This is a genomic window from Micromonospora zingiberis (genome assembly GCF_004331455.1).
Classification (GTDB): domain Bacteria; phylum Actinomycetota; class Actinomycetes; order Mycobacteriales; family Micromonosporaceae; genus Micromonospora; species Micromonospora zingiberis.
The window spans coordinates 32,951-52,568 of record NZ_SJJR01000020.1 but is presented as its reverse complement, the minus strand read 5'-3'; the positions used below and the strand labels follow the sequence as shown (position 1 = coordinate 52,568).

The 19,618-nt window shown below is 72.0% G+C and carries 17 protein-coding genes; 7 read left to right on the top strand and 10 right to left on the bottom strand.

The genetic code is table 11. From position 1 onward, the window contains the following. Positions 1-22: 22 nt before the first annotated feature. Complete coding sequence (locus E0H26_RS23445) at positions 23-1,225, bottom strand: MFS transporter (RefSeq protein WP_131307280.1); 1,203 nt, start codon at positions 1,223-1,225, stop codon at positions 23-25. Between the two features lie 154 nt (positions 1,226-1,379). On the opposite strand from E0H26_RS23445, the gene E0H26_RS23440 reads away from it, so the two are divergent. Next, positions 1,380-2,162: an IclR family transcriptional regulator gene (locus tag E0H26_RS23440; RefSeq protein WP_131307278.1), complete on the top strand. Its 783-nt coding sequence runs from the start codon at positions 1,380-1,382 to the stop codon at positions 2,160-2,162. A 154-nt stretch (positions 2,163-2,316) separates the two neighbouring features. Here the strand turns inward: E0H26_RS23440 and E0H26_RS23435 are convergent, their stop codons facing one another. Further along, positions 2,317-4,434 (bottom strand): PhoX family protein, encoded by a 2,118-nt coding sequence (locus tag E0H26_RS23435; RefSeq protein ID WP_131307276.1) that lies wholly within the window; start codon positions 4,432-4,434, stop codon positions 2,317-2,319. Positions 4,435-4,680: 246 nt separating this feature from the next. Here E0H26_RS23435 and E0H26_RS23430 point away from each other — a divergent pair, with 246 nt between their 5' ends. Together E0H26_RS23430 and E0H26_RS23425 are read left to right on the top strand one after the other, a co-directional pair. Next, complete coding sequence (locus E0H26_RS23430; protein ID WP_232510732.1) at positions 4,681-5,175, top strand: sigma-70 family RNA polymerase sigma factor; 495 nt, start codon at positions 4,681-4,683, stop codon at positions 5,173-5,175. Then, positions 5,172-5,864: an anti-sigma factor family protein gene (locus tag E0H26_RS23425; protein WP_131307275.1), complete on the top strand. Its 693-nt coding sequence runs from the start codon at positions 5,172-5,174 to the stop codon at positions 5,862-5,864. The genes E0H26_RS23430 and E0H26_RS23425 overlap by 4 nt, the downstream gene beginning before the upstream one ends. A 20-nt stretch (positions 5,865-5,884) precedes the next feature. On the opposite strand, the gene rarD is transcribed toward E0H26_RS23425, so the two are convergent. The 4 genes from rarD to eccE form a co-directional block, all read right to left on the bottom strand. After that, positions 5,885-6,805: an EamA family transporter RarD gene (gene rarD, locus E0H26_RS23420; protein WP_131307273.1), complete on the bottom strand. Its 921-nt coding sequence runs from the start codon at positions 6,803-6,805 to the stop codon at positions 5,885-5,887. Further along, complete coding sequence (locus E0H26_RS23415; RefSeq protein WP_131307271.1) at positions 6,802-7,299, bottom strand: GNAT family N-acetyltransferase; 498 nt, start codon at positions 7,297-7,299, stop codon at positions 6,802-6,804. Before E0H26_RS23415 ends, rarD begins: the two co-directional genes overlap by 4 nt. A gap of 276 nt (positions 7,300-7,575) precedes the next feature. Further along, a complete protein-coding gene (locus tag E0H26_RS23410; protein WP_131307269.1) occupies positions 7,576-7,962 on the bottom strand; it encodes a phage holin family protein in 387 nt (128 codons plus the stop codon). 67 nt (positions 7,963-8,029) lie between these two features. Continuing rightward, complete coding sequence (eccE, locus tag E0H26_RS23405) at positions 8,030-9,850, bottom strand: type VII secretion protein EccE (protein WP_131307267.1); 1,821 nt, start codon at positions 9,848-9,850, stop codon at positions 8,030-8,032. 243 nt (positions 9,851-10,093) lie between these two features. On the opposite strand from eccE, the gene E0H26_RS23400 reads away from it, so the two are divergent. Beyond that, positions 10,094-10,414, top strand: coding sequence for a WXG100 family type VII secretion target (locus tag E0H26_RS23400; protein ID WP_131307265.1), 321 nt, complete (start codon positions 10,094-10,096; stop codon positions 10,412-10,414). Positions 10,415-10,435: 21 nt separating this feature from the next. Further along, entirely contained in the window at positions 10,436-10,729 is a 294-nt protein-coding gene (locus tag E0H26_RS23395) for a WXG100 family type VII secretion target (RefSeq protein WP_131307264.1), read from the top strand. Between the two features lie 127 nt (positions 10,730-10,856). On the opposite strand, the gene mycP is transcribed toward E0H26_RS23395, so the two are convergent. Then, the gene (gene mycP, locus E0H26_RS23390) at positions 10,857-12,107 is read right to left on the bottom strand and encodes a type VII secretion-associated serine protease mycosin (protein WP_131307261.1); all 1,251 of its coding nucleotides are present in this window, start codon (positions 12,105-12,107) and stop codon (positions 10,857-10,859) included. Between the two features lie 154 nt (positions 12,108-12,261). On the opposite strand from mycP, the gene E0H26_RS23385 reads away from it, so the two are divergent. Further along, positions 12,262-15,183 carry an SseB family protein gene (locus tag E0H26_RS23385; RefSeq protein WP_240742331.1) on the top strand — a complete coding sequence of 974 codons (2,922 nt, stop codon included), beginning with the start codon at positions 12,262-12,264 and terminating at the stop codon, positions 15,181-15,183. Beyond that, a complete protein-coding gene (locus E0H26_RS23380; RefSeq protein WP_131307259.1) occupies positions 15,180-15,545 on the top strand; it encodes a hypothetical protein in 366 nt (121 codons plus the stop codon). Before E0H26_RS23385 ends, E0H26_RS23380 begins: the two co-directional genes overlap by 4 nt. Here the strand turns inward: E0H26_RS23380 and E0H26_RS23375 are convergent, their stop codons facing one another. The 3 genes from E0H26_RS23375 to E0H26_RS23365 form a co-directional block, all read right to left on the bottom strand. Further along, positions 15,546-16,478, bottom strand: a complete 933-nt coding sequence (locus E0H26_RS23375; protein ID WP_131307257.1) for an alpha/beta fold hydrolase — start codon at positions 16,476-16,478, stop codon at positions 15,546-15,548. Positions 16,479-16,534: 56 nt separating this feature from the next. Beyond that, positions 16,535-17,014: a hypothetical protein gene (locus E0H26_RS23370; RefSeq protein ID WP_131307255.1), complete on the bottom strand. Its 480-nt coding sequence runs from the start codon at positions 17,012-17,014 to the stop codon at positions 16,535-16,537. Positions 17,015-17,161: 147 nt separating this feature from the next. Then, entirely contained in the window at positions 17,162-19,567 is a 2,406-nt protein-coding gene (locus E0H26_RS23365) for an immune inhibitor A domain-containing protein (RefSeq protein WP_131307380.1), read from the bottom strand. Between the last annotated feature and the right edge of the window lie 51 nt (positions 19,568-19,618).

Sequence of the window (19,618 nt, the reverse complement as noted above, 5' to 3'; positions counted from 1 at the left end):
TCCAGACGCCGGGCTGATCGGGTCAGCGCCCGCCCACCGGATGCGCAACGCGGTGGGCGGCGAGTAGCCGGGTGGCGGTGAGCATGAGGGCGGCGGCGGCGAGCATGGCGGCGGCTGCGGTGAGCCACATCGTGGGGTAGCCGGCCGCGGCGGCCAGTGGGCCGAGGGTGAGCGGGCCGAGGCAGCCGCCGGCGTACACCCCGGTCTGGGTGATCGAGGTGGCGGCGGCCGGTGCCTGCGGGTGTAGTTGGACCACCGCGAAGTTCATCAGGCCGGGCCACGACCAGCCCAGGCCGAAGCCGAGCAGTACGCCGACCATCAGCGGACCCGAGCCGGCCATCGCGAGCAGGCCCAGCCCGATCGCCCCCGCGGCCAGCATGCCGGCGATCACGGTGACGTGCCCGCCGGAGCGCCGGTCGGCCAGCCAGCCGAAGCCGATCCGGGCCGCGATGCAGGCCGCGCTGCCGAGGGTCAGGGTCAGCCCGGCCAGTGCCGGTGCGAGTCCCCGGTCGACGGAGGCGTCCACCACGAAGGTGCCCAGCGCGTTCGCGGCCCCGGCGGCGAGTGTCGCGGCGACGCCGACCACCACCAGCGCCAGCGTCCCGCTGCCGGCCCGGCCCGTCGGCCGGCGGGCCGGTTGGGGACCCTGCGCGGGTACGGCCAGCAGTGTGGCCAGTGCGGCACCGGCGGCGGCCACGAACGCCCAGCGCCAGCCGACGGTGAGGGCGAGGGTGGGCACCGCCGCGCCGGCCAGCAGCGTGGAGATCGGGATGGCGGCCTGCTTGATGCCGAACGACAGGCCCTGCCGCCGGACCGGCACATGCCGGGCGAGCAGCACGTTGCTGGACAGTTGGCCGAGCGCGTTCGCCGTGCCGGCCACCGCGAGCAGGCCGAGTAGCACCGGGTAGGACCGGGCCAGCACCGCCACGGCGAGCAGGCAGCCGGCGGAGATCAGGATGCCGATGCGGGCCACCACGGCGCCGCCCCACCGCTCGACCAGGGCCCCCGAGGGTACGGAGGCGAGCGCGCCGATCCCGAAGTAGACCGCCACGACCAGCCCGAGGCCGGCGGGTGAGAAGTCCAACTCCTCGCGCATCTGTACGGCGAGACCACCGACCAGGAAGACCGGTAGGACGCAGCTGATGGTGACGGCGACGGCCACGGCGCTGGCGCGGACCGGCCTGGTGCCGGCCACCGGGTCGAGGGGCGGGGCGGAGTTGGTCATGGTGAGATCAACCTATTCGAGCCACGGCATCGCGACTCAAAGTGCGGCCGAGATCACGTCACGTATGCCGTGTCCCCGGAGCATCCAGCCGAACAGGCATTTCGTCTCGGGCCGGTTTTTCATATGGTGTAAGTCCCTGGTGGCGGAGGTGGTTGTGCGTGACCCCCTGGCGGAGCCTTCGGATCTGATCCGGAGCGTCTCCCGCGCACTTCGAGTGCTCGAGTCGGTCGGTCGTGCCCCGCGTGGGCTGACGGTGAAACAGATCGCCCGACGTTGTGAGCTGACAGTGGCCACCACGTACCACCTGGTCCGCACTCTCGCGTACGAGGGCTACGTGATCCGCCGGGAGGATGGCACGTACATCGTCGGGCTGGAGGTGGCCGACCGCTATCGCGAGCTGGTCGCCGCGTTCCGGGGCTCCCCGGCGGTCGGCGAGACGCTGCGCCGGGTCGCGCTGGAGACCGGCTGGAGCCACTACCTCGGCCGGTTCGTGGGTGGACAGGTGGCCGTCACCGCCGTGGCGGAGGGACACCGTTCGCCCTATCTGGAGGATCTCGTGCCGGGGTTCGACGAGGGCGCGCACGCGACCGCTCTCGGCAAGGCCCTGCTCGCCACGCTCACCGCCGAACAACGCCACCGCTACCTGCGCGAGTACGGCATGCGCCCGTTCACCAGCGCCACCCTGGGTACCCCTGAGGCGTTCGAGGCCGATCTGGCTGCCGGTGAGCGCCGTGGCATGCAACTGGAGCTGGGCCAGTTCCGGCAGGGTGTGGCGTGTGCGGCGGTGCTGATCAGCCCGGACAAGGACATGGAACGACGGACGGTGCTGGCCTGCGCGTTGCCGGCCAGCGAGATGATGACCTCCGCCCGGGTGGTCCGGACGAAACTGCTCGCCGCCGCCCGCGCGATCGCCGACAGCCTCGCCACCGAGAGCTGACACCGCCGAGCGGCGTGGTGGCGCCGCTGAGGCCGCCGAGCGGCGTGGTGGCGACGTCGGCGGCGCCTGAGGTTCAGCGGCTCAGCGAGACGGCCCCCTTCCTGGTGGGAAGAGGGCCGTCGTGGGGCGCCCGGCGCGGGCGCCGGAGCTCCGGTCAGCTGCCGACCGGTCCGCCGTCCAGCCGCCAGGTGACCACCACGCCGGGCTTGGCGTAGTCGCCGTCCGGCCAGGTGGAGGCCGGGTTCTCGACCGTGGCACCGGTGATCTCGCCCGGGTGCTGCACGGCGACGAAAAGCGAGCGGTTGTCGCCGGTGATGAACGGGCCACAGGTCTCCGCGCCGTACGGGACGGTCAGGAACTGCTTGAGGTGACCGCGTTCCGGTCCCTCCGTCGCCGTGGCGAACAGCCCGTCGTTGCTGCCCAGCGCGTTGCCGTCGGTGGAGATCCAGAGGTTGCCGGTGGCGTCGAAGGCCACGTTGTCCGGGCAGGAGATCGGCGAGACCTTCGTCTTGTCGTACCCGGCGAAGTAGGTGGCCGGGTCCGCCGGATCGCCACAGACGATCGGCAGCGACCAGGCGAACGTCTCGGCGGTGTTGTCCCCCCGGTCCTCGACCAGCTCCAGGATCTGGCCGTGCCGGTTGGCGGTACGCGGGTTGGCCTCGTCCGGCTTCGGGTTGCTGCCGACCCCACGGTTGGAGTTGTTGGTCAGCGCCACGTACACCTTGCCGGTGTGCAGGCTCGGCTCCACGTCCTCCGGACGGTCCATCTTGGTCGCGCCGACCTTGTCCCCGGCGAACCGGGTGAAGGTGAGCACCTCGGCGGCGGTCATCCCGTCCACGTACGACCGGTTGCCGCTGACCAGCTTGATCCAGCGGCCCTTGCCGTCGAACGCACCGTCGCTGGGCAGCTTGCCGGAGCCGTCGATCTCGTCGGCGCTGGTCTGGCCGAGCTGGGCGACGTAGAGGGTGCCGGACTCCAGCAGGGTCAGGTTGTGCTTGCGGGCGACCCAGGAGTCACCCTTCATGAACTTCTTGTCGGAGACGAACTTGTAGAGGTAGTCGAAGCGCTCGTCGTCGCCCATGTAGGCGACCACGTGCCCGCTGCGGGCCACGATGACGTTGGCGCCCTCGTGCTTGAACCGGCCCAGCGCGGTGTGCTTGCGCGGGCGGCTGTCCGGGTCGTACGGGTCGATCTCCACGATCCAGCCGTGCCGGTTGGCCTCGTTGGGGTGCTTACCGAGGTCGAACCGGTCGGCGGCGCGGTCCCACTTGCGGCTGCCACTCGGGTAGCGGGCGGTGGTGCTGATGCCGTAGCGCGTCAGTCGGGGCTTGTCCGCCTCGGGCGCGGCGTCGCCGCCGACGAAGTACTGGTTGAAGTTCTCCTCGCCGGAGAGCACGGTGCCCCACGGCGTCACCCCACCGGCGCAGTTGTTCAGCGTACCGATGACCGTGCGGCCCTTCGGGTCTGCGGCGGTCTTCACGAAGGACGAGCCGGCGGCCGGACCGGTCAGCTCGAAGGTGCTGCTCAGCGCGTCGACCCGCCGGTTGTACGGGCGGCGACCCGAGCCGACCACCCGCCACTGCCCGGTGCCGGCCACCCGCTCGATCTCCACCACGGACATGCCGTGCGCGGCCATCGCCACCTTCACCTGCTCGACGCTGAGCGCGTCCTGGCTGGTGAACCCGGGGAACATCAGGTCCTCGTTGGTGTACTCGTGGTTGACCACGAGCAGCGCCCGCTTGCCGCCCTTGTCCAACGGCAGCACCCCGACGTAGTCGTTGTTGTAGCCGAACTGCTTGGCCTGCGCGGCGGCGGTCTGCTTACCCAGGTTGAAGGCGGGCGCACCCGGCACCACCGGGTCACCCCAGCGGATCACCACCGCGTGGTCGTAGCCGTTGGGCACCACGAAGGTGTCCAACGTGTTCGGCGGGATGGGCTTGAAGGTCAGCGCGCCGTTGCCGACGCCCTTGCCGCCAGCGGGGAACGTGGTGGCCTCGGGGAGCACCGGCGAGTTCGGCGCCGCCGAGGCGGCGGCGCCGGTGCCGGCCAGCGCGCCGCCGAAGCCGAGCACCATCGCGCCGACCGCACCGGCGCGGACCACACCGCGCCGGGAGACCTCGGCGTTCACCAGATCACCGAAGTAGGTGTTGTCGGAGGTGTTGGGAACCGGGTGGTCGCAGGCGTTACCGCAGCGGTACAGGCAGGTCATGGCGTCACGGCTGCCGTGGCGGGGAGTGCCCAGCAGCGGCAGCAGCCGGGGACGGTCGCTCATGGGGAGGAGCCTCCTGGGAGTCGGTGCACACCGGTGCAGCTCACCGGCGCGTACTCGCCGGACGCTAGGGGGACGCGGTGAGCGCGGGTCGGCCGCGATGTGAACCAGCGATGAACTCCGCTCTGGGAATCCCAGGTTTGAGCTGGGACTGAACCGTTTGGCGTGACCGCACGTATCACCGGTCGTAACGCCGAGCCCGCTCGCGCCGAGAGCGAGGAGAGGACCATCAGCGACCACGACGCCCACCTGCTGCGTGCTCTGCATGACGAGCATGCCGACGCGCTGTACGCGCACGCGTTGCGGCTGGTCAACGGCGACCGCCAGCGCGCCGAGGACCTGGTGCAGGAGACGTTGCTCCGGGCCTGGCGCCACCCGGAGTCGCTCGACCCCCGGCGCGGCTCGGTGCGGGCCTGGCTTTTCACCACCGCGCGGAATCTGGCCATCGACGCCTGGCGGCGCCGGTCGACCCGGGTCGGTGAGATCTACACCGACGAACTGCCCGAACCGCCGGAGGTGGTCGACGAGACCGAACGTGCCGTCGAGGCGTGGACGGTCGCCGAGGCCCTCAACCGGCTCAGCCCGTCCCACCGCGACGTGTTGGTCGAGTGCTTCTACCAGGGGCGATCGGTCTCCGAGGCGGCGTCCCGGCTCGGCGTTCCGCCGGGGACGGTGAAGTCCCGAACCCACTACGCTCTGCGGTCACTACGGTTGGTCCTTGCCGAGATGGGGGTGACTGGATGAGCCGGTGCGACTTCGCGTACGACGATGGCGCGTACGTGCTGGGTGCCCTCTCGCCCGCCGATCGGGTGGCGTACGAACGCCATCTCGTCGACTGCCCCGCCTGCCAACAGTCCGTCTCGGAGATCGCCGTGCTGCCCGGCCTGCTCGGCCGGTTGGATCCGGCCAGCCTGGAGCAGTTCCTGCCGCCGCCGGAGAACCCCCGGGTGCCCGAGCTGCTCAGCGCCGCGCGGGAGCGTCGGCGCCGCGAGCGGCAGGCGAACCGCCTTCGGTACGCGGTCATCGGTCTGGCCGCCGCCGCGTTCGCCCTCGTCGTCGGCTTCGGCACGGCCACGATGCTGCCCGTGCAGGACACGAACGTGCCGGTCGCCCAGGTGCGGATGGTGGAGATGCGCCCGGTGGCGGGGTCCGTGCCGCTGCACGCCGAAATCGGGCTCACCGGCACCAACTGGGGCACCGAGGTCACCATGAACTGTGGCTACGACGAGCGGACCGGCTACGGCAAGGCCATCGCGTTCCGGCTGGTGGCGCATGCGGCCGACGGGTCACAGGAGCAGCTCGCCTCGTGGCTGGCCGCCCCCGGTGACGACCTGAGCATCAGCGGCGCGACCCGGTTCACCAACGCCGAACTGGTCCGGCTGGAACTTCTCCGGGCCGACGGCACCGTCGTCCTCGCCTACGACGTGCCCTGAGCGGCGTCGACCAGCGGGGGTCAGCTGGCGGCGGCCGGCGACACCGCCGTCGGTGGCTGGCGGCGGGTGCGCCGGGCCTGGCGGAGCCCGTCGGCGGTGAAGACGATCAGGGCGAGCCAGACCAGGGCGAAGCCGGCCAGGCGGGCCGGCGGCATCGGCTCGTGGAAGATCAGCACCCCGCAGCCGAGTTGCAGGATCGGGGCCACGTACTGGAGCATGCCCAGCCCGGTCAGGGGCAGCCGGTTGGCGGCCCCGGCGAAGAGCAGCAGCGGGATGGCGGTCAGCGCGCCGGCCAGCACCAGCAGCCCGGTGTGCGCCGTCGAAACCTGCCCGAACGTGGCGTCACCGGTGACCGAGAGCCAGCCGAGGAAGGCCAACGCGGGCAACGCCAGCACGGCCGACTCGACGAACAGACCCTCCGCCGCTGGTAGGCCGAGCCGCTTCTTCACCAGGCTGTACCCGCCGAAGGTGAACGCCAGGGCCAGGGCGAGGTACGGCAGGCGTCCGTAGTCGATGGTGAGTACCGCCACGGCCAGCGCACCGACACCCAGCGCCAGCCACTGCGCCGGACGCAACCGCTCACCCAGCACCACCACCCCGAGCAGCACCACCACCAGCGGGTTGATGAAGTACCCGAGGGCGGTCTCCACCACCCGGTCGGAGTTGACACCGTAGATGTAGGTGAACCAGTTGACCGCGATCAGCGCGGCGGCCGTGGCGATTCCCGCCAGAGCGCGTGGTCGACGCGACAGTGCCCGCAGGAAACCGAGGTTGCGCATCGCGACGAGCAGGAGTGCGACGAACGCCACGGACCAGACCACGCGGTGGGCGAGGATCTCCAGCGGGCTGGCCGGGCGCAACAGCTTGAAGTAGAGCGGGAAGAAGCCCCACAGCAGGTAGGCGGCGAGCCCGTAGAGGTATCCGAGGCGGAGCGGCGTCACGGCTCCACGGTAAGGGCCGGATCGGCCAACTGATCCTTGCCGGTGAGCGGGCTCACTCCCAGGTCACGGCGGTCGAACTCCATCCACTGCTCGGCGGTCACCGGAGTGAAGCCGATCTTCTGGTAGACCCCGTGTGCGTCGAGGGTGGCGAGCAGGATCCGGCGTACGCCCAGCGTGGTGAGGTGGTCGCGGACCGCGCCGGCCAACCAGGTGCCCAACCCGCGCCCGCGCTCGGTCCGGTCGACGTACACGTCGCACAGGTAGCCGAAGGTGGCCTGGTCGGTGATCACCCGCCCGACGGCGACCTGCCGGCCGTCGACCGGCCGGTAGACGCCGAACCCGATCGAGCCGGCGAACGCCCGGGTCACCGTCTCGCGGTCCCGTCCCAGCGCCCAGTAGGCGTCCGTGCAGAGCCAGTGGTGCACCCGGTCCAGATCCAGCCGGTCAGGATCGGTGCTGATCGTGTAGCCGTCGTCGCGGGTCAGCGTGAACACCCCCGCGACGTTAGTCCGTGCACCGGCCGGGGTCGGTAGCCGGATCCGGCAATCTGGCCCCCGTCCGTGCTGGCCCTCGTCTGTGCTGGCCCCCGTCTGTGCTGGCCCCCGTCTGTGCTGGCCCCCGTCCGTGCTGGCCGTGGTGCCGGACGGATGGCGTGCCCGGACGGTGCGGCGCCCGGGTGATACCAAGCCGGCAGGTGCCGCTCGGCGACGAGCGACACCTGCCGGGGTCGTTTCCTGGTGGCTGGCCGCGCGGTGACGGCCGGCGTTTGGTCAGTCGCGGTCGAGAACGGCGCCGAGGATCCAGGTGACGATGCCGACGAAGAGCGCACCCAGTACGGCGGCCGGCCAGAAGCCGTCCACGTCGAAGGGCAGCCCGACCTGGTCGGCGATCCAGCCGGTCAGCAGGAAGAGCAGGCCGTTGACCACCAGTGCGATCAAACCGAGGGTGAGCAGGTAGAAGCCGCACCCCACGGTCTTGATGATCGGCTGGAGGACCCCGTTCACCACGCCGAAGATGACCGCCACGAGAATCAGCGTCAGCACCGTCTCGCTGACCGATTCGGTGTCGAGAGAGATGCCGGGGATGACCAGAGTCGCCAGCCAGAAGGCCACCGCCGTGGCGCCGACCCGGATCAGTAGACCTTTCAGAAAACCCATGGCGGGCATGGTGCCATGGTCGGCCCACCGGCGGAACCCGCGAGATCATCGGCGGGCCGCACCGAGCTCAGTCGCGGGACGGCCGACCGACGAGTTGCGCCTCCATCGGAGTGCCGGCGAGCACCGCCCAGCGTAGGGCGCGACGGTTCACCACGGCCACCATGTCGTGCCGGATCCGGGTCAGCCATCCGGCGGAGCCGCCGAGGCCCAGCGCGGCACCGGCGATCGCCGCTTCCGCGTCGCTCAACGGCTGGAGCACCGCAAGATCGGCCCGGCCGAGGGCGTCCGCGTCGGCCGAGGTCAACTCGTCGCGTACCAGCAGTGTGGTGTGCCAGGCGGCGCCCGGCCGTGGACCGCCGGTGGGCGGCGGCGCGTCCAGCACCACCAGCACCGGTGACAGCGGCGTGCCCGGCTCGGCCTCCATTGGTCGGCCGGGCGGCACCAGCGGGATCGTCTCGCCCGGCGGGCCGACGCCACGTACGAACGGCTGCCAGGCCAGTGGGCGGGTGGTCTGGACGACGACTCGACTGCCGAGCGCCATCGCCCGCATGGTCATCAGCTGCGCGGCGCGTACCCCGCCGACGATCATCACGCGGGTGCTCTCCGGCCGGAACAGCCGGACGGTGACCGGTTCGCCGTGCCGGTTCGCGCCCACCACCAGACCGGCGGAGCCGTACGGCAGCTCCAGCCCCGCCCCGTCGCCGGTGGCGGCCGGAACAGGTGGGGCCAGGGGCAGGGTCCCGGCGAGGCCGGACAGGTGGGCCCCGTCGAGCCGCTGCACCGTGCCACCGGCCGCCGTGACGAGCCCGCGCAGCGCCCTGGCGGCGGCGGACAGCTCCGCCGGAGTCGGCGCGCTGATCCGTACGGTCAGGCCGGCCGTCGCGGCCCGGCCCGACTCGGCGTGCAGCGACACCGTGGTCGCGGCCGCCGGCAGCGTCAACAGTCGCGGCACCAACTGGCGTCCGGCCTCCGACGGCGGCCACCGTCGAAGCCGGAAGGTGGTCTGGAGCAGCCCACCGGACCGGACGGCCTGCCACGACTCCCGCACCGGCCGCCCGTCGTGGTGAGCGAGCTCGGCGAGCACCCGCAGCGCAGCCTGCTCGCCCAGCGGGCGTACCGGCAGCGGTCCCAGCCGCCGGACGATCCGGCGTACGGCACTGGCGAGGGCGCGCCGTAACGCCTCCTCCGACCAGCCCTCCGCCCGGGTCACCCGTACTGCCAGCACCGCCCGCTCCCAGCCCACCAGCCGCCCCTCGGTGAGTTGGCGGTACGAGGTGGCCGCCAGCCCGCCGCCGGCACCGATCGCCGGAGCCGGCGCGGCGGAGAGCACGAGTTGGACGCGTACGGGCGGCGCCTGGCCGGGGTCGGCCGACAGCAGCGAGGCGGGCGACGGCAACTGCTGTCCGCCGTCGCCGAGCAGGTCGGCCCGGTCGCCGAGCTCCAGTAGCGCCACCACGCCACCCGGGTCGTCCAGCATCGCGGCTGGTGACCCGGCGAGCTCGACCGGGCAGAGCACGGTGTTCGGCGCCACCAGGTCCAGCAGTGCCGCCGGTCCGGCGTCCGGCGCGATCAGCCGTGGGCGGGTGAGGTAGCCCAGACCGGTACCCAGCCACTCGTACAGCCACCGTTGGCGCACCCGGCACCAGGAGAGGATCAGCAGCGCCGCCGCCAGCAGGGTGGCAGCCAACATCGCGGGCGTACCCCGGCCCAGCGCGGCGACGAGGGTGGCCAGGGCGACCTGGGCGGCTACGAACTGCCCGGCGGGTGGTCGGTGAACCCACCATCGGTCGCCGCGCCCGGAGGCCGCTGCCGCAGGTGGGATGCGCTGCTCAGGCGCGGCTGAGTCGCTGGCCGGCGGGCGCTGGAGCGCGGTCGAGACGCCGGTCATCGGCACCGCCCTTCCTCAGTCGATCACCCGCTGCGACCGCGCTGCCGCCCATCGTAGTGAGCCGCGTGGACTCGCGTTGTCCACAGGGGAGCCGGACGGGGTAGCACAACAGCGACGGTCCCGCTACCGTCAGCGACGAAACTTCAATGGTCCGATCCCACGTCACGTACGCCCTCCGGTGTCGTGGGTTTTGCGTTCCGTTCGCCGGGCCAGCCACGACCGAGCAGACGAGGAGACGTCGGGGTGTCCCAGACCCAGGCACAGGCCGCGGTGATGCAGCAGACCGCGGGGAAGTTCGAGCAGGCGGACCAGTCGTTGCAGTCGATGCTCAGCGGACTGTTGGCTCAGCTGGAGATCCTCCAGCAGGCCTGGCGTGGGGCCGGCGGCCGGTCGTTCGAGCAGGTGAAACAGCAGTGGGCGCAGGACCAGGCGAGTCTGCAACGGGCACTGCGCGAGACCGCAGGAGCGATCCGCACCGCTGGGGTGCACTACGACGCATCGGACGCCGAGGCGGCCGGCCGGGTGTCCGCGACCAACCGCGGCGGCATTCAGCTGCCGCTCTAGACCACCATTCAGGGGGAACAGATGGAACACGGCGTGCTGGTCGTCAACTTCGCCGCGCTGCAACAGGCCAGCGCGGACATCCAGCGGGCGCTGAACACGCTCGATTCACAGTTGGGCCAACTGGAGCAGGACGCCGCCCCGCTGGTGGCCAGTTGGTCCGGCGAGGCGCAGCAGGCGTACGAGCAGCGGCAGGCCCGGTGGCGCAACGCCTCGCAGGACCTCCAGGCCATGCTGCGCGACATCAAGCTGGCGGTGGACGAGTCCGCAGCCGACTACCTCGACACCGAGAAGAAGAACGTCGGCCTGTTCCGGTGACCGTGGGGCGACGTCGACCGCGCTGCGGGCGGCGTCGCCCCGCTCGGCGTGACCGCGCTGGCCTGCTTGCGACCGGTCCGGCCCGTCCTGGCCACGGCGGTCGGCGTCAGCCCGGGATCCCGGCCGGTCAGCCGGGGTCGGCGGGACGCCAGCGCCGCCGGGCGCCCCGGGGCACGATCAGGGCTGCCAGCGCCACACCGGCCACCACCAGCCCACCGACGGTGGCCAGCAGTACGGCGCGCTCGCGTGCGGCGGCCCGCCGGTCCTGCTGGGCCAAGAGTGCCGGATCGGGTCGGTCGTCGGCCAGGCTGACCATCGGGGCGGGGCGGGTGACCGGGCCGCTCGCGGTCTCGGTGACCGCCCGATACGGGTTCAACACCCCGGAGCCGTACCCGTGGCCAGGAGCCGGGTCGGCGGTGGCCAGCAGCCGGCCGACCACCTCCTCGGCGCTCAGTTCGGGGCGGTACTCGCGCACCAACGCCGCCGTGGCGGCCACGAACGGCGCGGCGTAACTGGTCCCCTCGGCCCGATGGTGGCCCTGCCCCGGGGCGGCGATCAGCACGTCCGTTCCGGGGGCGACCAGGTCTACATAGGAGCCCACCTGGGAGAAGTCGGCCCGGAGGCCGTCCGCGCCGATCGCGCCGACCCCGAGCACCCCCTCGTACGCCGCCGGGTACGGGCGCGGATCGCCGCTGCCGTGCAGGTTGCCGACGGCGGCGACCACGATCACGTTCCGCGCGAGCGCGTAGCCGACCGCACTACGTACCGCCGGATGGTCGGCGTAGAGGACGACGGAGAGGTTCACCACGTCGGCGTCGTTGTCCACCGCCCAGCGGATCGCCCGGGCGAAGTCCTCGGGGGCGACCGTGCGGCCCGTGCCCCGACCGTCCACGACCTGCTGCTCGCTCACCCGCACCGGCAGAATCCGGGCCTTCGGTGCCAGTCCGCGCAGGCCGAGATCGTCCCGGGCGGTGGCGGCGATGAGGCTTGCCACGCCGGTTCCGTGGCCCACACAGTCCCGGGTCCCGTCGCCGCCGGCATCGAGCAGGTCGGTGCCGGTGAGCACGCGGCCGGCGAGTTGGGGATGAGACCGGTCCACCCCCGAGTCGACCACCGCCACGGTCACCCCGGATCCGGTCGCCAACGACTGCAACCGCTCCGGGGCGTACCGCTGCTGTGGCCAGGGAACCGCGGACACCGGCCGGGCCGGTGCGGGTGGCGTGGCGCAGCCGGGCGCCCTGCTCGCCGTGACCGGCCCGACCGACGAGAGAAGCGCGCCCGAAATGCCCGCCGTAGTGGGGTTCGCGGCCGTCGTGGGACCGGTCAACAGGATGGCGGCGAGAGCCGCGAGAACCGGACGCGGACCGTACCGGGACATCGACCGCCTCCGTATCGTGTCGACACCGGAACGGGATGTTATCGCCCTGGGGCGAAACGGGGCGGATCCCGGCCAGCCTTGTCATTGTGATCTTGAACTGACCTTGTAGGTTGTAACCGACACCTATGGCCTGTGCCGGGAGGAGGGGGTGGCCGTGACCGACTGGGAGCCGGCCACCGAGGCCGAGGCGGCGATGCGGGACGCGCTGCGCGGCAGTGACCAGCAGCTTTACTTCCGCATCCTGTCCAGCGTCGAGCTGCTGTTGCCGATCTCCGTGCCGGCAGTGCCGGGGCAGGCGCCGGTGGGTTGGGGCACCTGGACCACGGGCGGTCGAACCCACGTCCTGGCCTTCACGTCCGTCGAGGCGATGCGGGTCTGTCTGGGCGAGCACGGCGGGTCCACCCGCCGCATCGGCTACGCCGAACTGGCCGCCGGCTGGCCGAACCACGAGTGGTGGCTGGCGGTGGACCCGGGCCTGCCCATCGAGGGTTACCTGCCCGCCTGGTATGTCGCCCAACTGTCCCGTGGTGACGTCCGGCTACCTGGCCGCACCGTGGGTGCCCGCGCCAGGCTGGAACGGGTCGAGGCACTGAACCGTCTCCGCGAGTCCAGCCAGGGCATGGCCCCTCCACCCGCAGCCACGGTGCCGACGGCCCCGGCCCAGCGGCCCGCCCCGCTTCGCCCGGACCGACCGGCGGCACCTCCGCCGGTGGTCCCCACGGCCTTCCAGCTTCCCGACGTGCCCGTGGCCGCACCCGGCACGGTCACCGGGGTACGCGGCCAACCGCCCGCGGGCCATCCGGAACCAGGCCGATTCACCCCGGCGGCCGTCGAACAACGACCCGCTCTCGACGACAGTCGGCCGCCCGGGCTGGGCGGCGCGCGGCCGGGTGCTGTCGGTGGCCCGCTGCCGGACAGCCAGAACGACATGCCACCCCGCCAGCCCAGGCCGGCCAGCGGGGAGCCGCCGGTCGGCCCGGTCCGCAGCCGGCCGGTCACCGTCGAGCGGCCCGGGACGCGGACCAACGGTCAGCCGGCCGACCCGGGCGCCGACCAGACGCGGCGGTCCTTCTTCGAACCGGCCTCCGGCCGGCCCGCACCCCGCAGCGACCGTCTGGCCGAGCGGGCCACCCCGCCGTCCCGATTCGCCCGGGGCGGGCAGCCCTTTCCCCGTCGAGGGCCCGCCGCCGACCCAGCCGCCGACGGCAACTCCCGGGCCTTCGTCTTCACCGACGACGCGCAGAACGGCGGTGCCGCCCGGCCCGACGTGAACGGCGAGGCGACTCAGCCGCCGGCTGTTGGCCCGTCGCAGGATCCGACCCGGCCGTTGCGGGTAACCACGCCGAACGGGCCGACCAACTTCGGACCGGCAGCCGCGCCCGCCGCGGTACCAGAGGTCCCGCCCACCGCGGACAGCGCGAACGTCACCCAGACGTTGCCCCCTCGGCAGTCCCCGGAGCGGGGCGAGGATCTCGCCCCGTCGGCAGCGGAGCCGGTATCCGGCCCGCCCGCGCCACGGCGCGGGTTCACGCCGATCGTCATCGAGGGCACCATCATCGAGGCCCGGGACCTGACTGCGGCACCGCCCACCCAGCAGCACCCGGGGCCCGAGCCGCGACAGCGCCCGGCGCCCGAAGCCGGCAGCGGACCAGCGCGGCCGGCAGCCGGATCCACGACGACCGACCTGCCGGGACGCCTGGCCGATCCGGAACCGACGGCGCCGATCTTCCTGACCGGGTCGGAGCCGACGAGCCCGATTTTCCCGGTCGGGTCGGAGCCGACGACCCCGATCTTCCCGGTGGAGGCGGAGCCGACGGCGCCGATCTTTGCTGCGGAGGCGGAGCCGACGGCGCGGATTGCCACCGTGGAGCCCGAGGCGACCGTAGCGATGCCCACGCCGGCCCCGGAGCCGACAATCCGTACCGATGCGGTGGGCCTGGTCCCCGGGGAGCCGGCTACGAGCGAGCCCTCGCTGTTCGCCCCGTCGCCGTCGGGCGGCGCCACCGACGGGCCGGCGCTCGTGGATCCCGCGACGCCGACGCCGGAGGCGTCGGATGCGCGGGCCGCGTCGATGCCAGGGGCGGAGCCCACCCCGGCGGCGACCCCGTTCGAGCCGGCCAACGAGGTGGAGGAGGACCTGCTCGCCGCCGTCGGCGCCGCGAACACCGACACGTTCCTGTCGACGCTGCTGCTGGCTCGGGTCCTCATGCCGGTCGCCGCCGACTCCGCGCCCGGCAGCCGACCCGGTGACCCCGGGTACGTCTGGCCGACGGTGGAACTGGACGGCCAGACCTTCGTGGTGGTCTACACCTCGCCGCAGCGCCTCGCCGACCACGCCGACCCGGCCGCCGAGACGATGAAGGTGCGCTTCGTCCAGCTGATCCGCTGCTGGCCCGACCTGTCCTGGTCGTTCGCGGTGAACCCCGGCACCCCGGTCGGCGCGAAGCTGCCCGGCGAACAGATCGTCGGGCTGGCCAACTGGGCGGCCGAGTTGGGGCTCGGTGACGATTCCGAGCAGGAGCCGGAACCGAGCGTCGACAAGCCCGCGTCGACCAGCAGCCCACAGCAGGCGGCAGCCGCGGCCGACCCGACCCGACCGATCGTGATGCAGAAGGCGATCGCACCCAGTCAACTGGGCTACTACCTGGAACGTGGCTACGACCGGGTCTCCGGATTCGTGCACCGGGCCACCGAACTGGCGCACCTCACCACCCCGGCGCAGCTGTACCACGCGCTCGGTCTCAGCCACCCGGAGTCGCCGTTCGCGGCGGACGCCGAGGAGATCTACGTGCTGCGGTGGCCGGCGTACCGGCCGAGCCTGTACCGCATCCCCTACGGCGGGCAGAACGAAGCCGCCATGCGGGCCATGGAGGGCTGGGTCATCGAACGTCCCCCGTTCCGCGGCAACGGCTTCGCGCCCGGTGAGAGCAGGGAGGTGCTGGCCGAGTTCAAGGTGGACAGCGTCCGGCTCCCGCACGGCGCGCAACTGCTGCGCCTCGGTGCGGACGGCACGCAGCGGCTGGTCGCCGTGCTCGACGCCGACACGCTCGCCTGGCGTGAGGTCGGAGAGCCGTGAGCCGGGACGGATACGTGGCCCGCTGGCGGGGGCGGGAATACCAGGCCAGCCCGGACGCTGGCGACATCCGGCTGTACCAGCCGGAGCCGGGCGAGGGCTTCGCCGAGGTACGACCAGGCCGACACGTCCGGGTGGTGCCAGCCGCCGAGATCGAAGAACTGGCCTACGTGCGTACGACGTGCACCTGGAAGGGGCAGCCGTTCATCGTGCTCGGGGAGCACGATGGCTGGCTCCGGGTCGAGTACACGGGTGGCCGCTGGCCGGTGGCTCAGGCGATGCGGCTGGAAGCCTTCGACTTCGGCGTCTATCAGGGATGGGCGCCCGTCGGGGAGGTCACCGACCTGCGCGAGCAGCGGGTCTGATCACGACTTCGCCCAGCGCAGGATCTCGCCCAGCACCAACTCCGACGCCTCCAGGTGCGGGAAGTGGCCGACCTGGTCGAGCAGCCGCCACTCGTACGGCCCGCTGACGTAGCGGCCCGAGCCCTGGGCGGTACGCGGCAACGAGGCGGTGTCCAACGCGCCGTGCAGGTGCAGGGTCGGTGCGACCAGCGGACGTTGCATCAACTTGACGAACCGGTAGCCGTGCAGCCGCAGCACCGACCGGAACGCCCAGCGGTAGCCCTCCAGCGCGCAGAACGCCGCCTGCGGGATCCGCATGGCCTCCCGGTAGCGCCGCGCGTACTCGGCGAAGTCCGGGCCGGTGACCCAGCGGGGGCCACCCCAGCGGCGCAGGATCTCCTCCACCGCCCGCCCGTCGTCCTTGGTGAGGACATGCTCGTAGCGGGGCATCTGGAACCGCAGCGCGGGTGTGGAGGCGGCGAACTGCCCACGCGGGTCGGCGAAGATGGCCGCCCGCAGCCGCAGCGGGTGCGGTGCACCGAGCACCACCAGCCGGCGCACCAGAGCGGGATGGAACGACGCCACCGTCCAGGCGATCATGCCGCCGGCCCCGGTGCCCACCACCGTCGCCGAGCGTTCACCCAGCGCCCGGATCATTCCGGCGACGTCGGCGGCGAGGGTGTACCCGTCGTACCCCCGGGGCGGTTTGTCGCTGGCGCCGTAGCCGCGCAGGTCGACGGCGACCGCGCGGAAGCCGGCGTCGGCGACCGCCGGAAGCATCCGGTGCCAGGCCCACCAGTGCTCGGGAAAGCCGTGCAGGAAGAGCACCATCGGCCCGGTGCCCGCCTCGACGACGTGGAACCGACTGCCGTTGGCGCCGACGAACCGGTGCGTCCACGGCCCTTCGGTGAGGACGCAGGACTCGTCGACGGCATCGCCACGCTGCTCGGTCATGACCGACAGCCTATGACCCCGGCACCGTTCGGTCGGCCGCACGGCGGTGGCGACGGTCAGTCGACCGCGCTGATCGTCAGGATGCTGGCCCGGATGCCGGGGCCGCAGTCGACACCCGTGGTCGCCGGGCCGGTGGTCACCCGTACCCAGGTGCCGGTGGCGAAGGTTCCCATGTCGACGCCGTGCAGCGCGTACTCCCGGCCGTCGTCGGTGACCAGCGTGTAGCACGGGCCGCTGCCGCCGTGGCTGAGCCGGCCGGCCAGCACGTTGGCTCTGCGCAACTCGGTGGGTTGGCTCGGGGGCGCGGTCGGCCGCCCGATCAGGGGCGGGTCGGTGGGGGAGAGCGGGGTGCGTCCGGCGGGCGGCTGCCCGCCGGGACCCGCGCCCGGGGTGTCCCCGGCGTCGGGGCCGGGGGTGGCGGCGGTGGGGTTCTGGTCGGTGGGCACGGTGCCTCCTGACCGATCGGCGCAGCCGGTCAACGCCAGCAGGGCGGCGAGGAACGCTGCCGGTACGCGGGTGCGAAGGGTGGTGGGCACCGGGGTACGACGCGGCCGCCGGAGCAGGGGTTCCCTGCGGACGAGGGCCGACGCTCAGGTGGCGGTCCGGCCGGCGACGGCGGCCCGAAAAGGACGATGCCCCGGGCAGGTGACCTGCCCGGGGCATCGGGTTACCACGTCAGCGGCTCAGGAGAAACGGACCGTGGTGTAGATGCCGTTCTGCTTCATCACCCTGATCTTGGTGCCGGTGGCCGGGAGCTTGACGCCGTGGTTCGGCAGCTCCGGGAACCAGTACTGCTTGGTGTCGTCGAACAGCGGCTGCGCCGCCTGACCGCGGATGTACTGCGGCTGGCTGTTGAGGTGCAGCGTGAACGAGTCCGCCTTCTTCAGGCTGAACGGCGCGTCGTAGACCTGGATCCGGGCCCGCCACGGCTGGCCGGTGAGGTTGTAGATCGGCCGTGGCCGGGAGTCGATGATCAGGTTCCGGCCCTCGCCCGGGTGCGCGAACGTGTCGTTGTCCGCCCACCGGGTGTTCCAGTACGAGATCAGCAGACCCTCCTGGTACGCGTAGTGGTCCACGAAGTCCGGCTTGGTGTTGGCGTACCCGAAGAAGTACGGGCCGGTCTTGAGGTACTTGTCGTACGAGATGTACTGCCGGGTCCCCGCGATGTAGTAGTTCGCGAAGCTGCGGGTGTAGCTCTCCTCGACCACCTCGAAGCCGCCGGCCAGCGTCCAGCCGGCCGCGCCGTCCTCGGCCCCGTCGGTGAAGACGGTCTGGCCGTCGGCGGTCAGCGTGACCGCGTCACCGAAGAAACCACCCTCGGAGACCGCACCGTCGGTCTGGTACCGCAGCCGGAAGCCGACCTGGTTGCCGGCGACCGCGTCCAGCGGGATCGTGATGTCCACCCACTCGTCGCCGGAGCTGCCGTCCAGCGCGAACCGGCCCGGCGAGATCTCCTTCAGCGGCTGGCCGTCGGCCGTACCGGGCTGCGGCGTCCAGGTCTGTCCACCGTCGACCGAGGTCTCGAAGAACAGGTAGTCGTACTCGGCCTCGATGCTGTAGCGGCCCTTCATGGACAGCGTCGCCGACGACTTACCGGTCAGGTCGAACGTCCGGGTCAGGGTGCTGTTCAGGTCGTCCGCGTTGCCGGAGAAGAACTGCTTGCTGCCCTCGAACGGCGCGCCGTTGTCGAAGGTGTACTCCCGCTCGGGGAGCACCACCACGGCGGCCTGGGCCTCCTTGGTGTTGTACTCCTGCGGGCCGAGCACCAGGGTCCGCTTGTCGCCGGCCCGGATCACCTCGTAGTCGAGCCAGCCGAGCTGGAGCTTGTTCCAGGCGCCCAGGTCGCCGCCGCGCTCACCGATGCCACCGTCGTTCTTGGCACCGAGCCGGCTCTGCGCCATCAACGTCCAGTGCTCGTTGTTGTTGTCGCCGCCGCTGATGACGTTGTAGTCGTCCGGCAGGCCGAGGTCGTGGGCGTATTCGTGGTAGAAGACGCTGCGACCGCCGTTCTCCGGCTGGATGGTGTAGTCGCCGATCCAGACGCCGGTGTCGCCGATCTGGGTGCCGCCGGCCGGGAAGTTCGGCGGGCCGGTGCGCCCCTGGTCAGAGGCGTACGCGTACCAGCGGTGGCTCCAGATGGCGTCCTCGCCGTAGATCGGGTCACCGTCGGCCATGTCGCCACCGGCGTGCACGATCTGGAAGTGGTCGATGTAGCCGTCCGGCTCGTTGAAGTCGCCGTCACCGTCGTGGTCGTAGCGGTCCCACCGGTCCATCGCCCGTACGTCGGCGGCGATCTCCTCGTCGCTGCGGCCGGCGGCCTTCTGGCCGGCCACCCACTGGTTCGCGGCGTCACGAACCAGCGCCCAGACGTTGGAGCAGACGATTCCGTCACACGGGTAGCCGTTGGAGCGGCCGTACCGGGCCTGGTTGTAGTTCACCTTGACCCAGTTGGTGACCACGCCGTCGACGCTGTAGCGGCCCGAGGACTGCGCCTCGTAGTACTGCTTCACCGACTCGTCGCCCGGACCGGTGCCGAAGTAGAGCTTGCGGAAGTGGTCGGCGTCGTAGTCCGGCTGCCACACGGTGGAGTTGTCGACCCGCCGGTCCGGCTCCGGGATCTCGTTGTGCAGCGGCCCGTCGAACCGGGCCGGGCCGGGGACGCTCGGATCGGTGTCCTGGTCGGGGTAGTTCGGGTGCCGCTCGTTGCCGAACTCGGCGAGGATGACGAAGATCTGGTCGGTCTTCTCCCGGGAGAGCTCGACGTACTGCTTCTCGGTGGGGCCCTTGCCGCCCTTGTTGGTCTTGGCGTTGCGGCCGGCCTTGCCACCACGGATGGCTCGGTCACCGACCTTGACCACCGTGCTGCCGTTGATCCGCTCCGCCTTGGCGCGGCCCGAGAGCACCTCGCTCAGGCCCTCCTGACGCAGGGCGCGACGCTTCTCCTCCAGCGGGTTCGGCAGGTCGTGTTCGGCATGGGCGGGCTCGGCGATCGACGGTGCGGCCGTCGGCGGCTCCGCGATCGGCGCGGCGGCGGCCGATGCTCCGACCGTCAAACCTGTCGCCGTCAACGAAAGCCCGAGCAGACCCACTGCGACTTTCCGCACGTGGTACCTCCGGATTGAGGGAACCGGCCCTTCGGG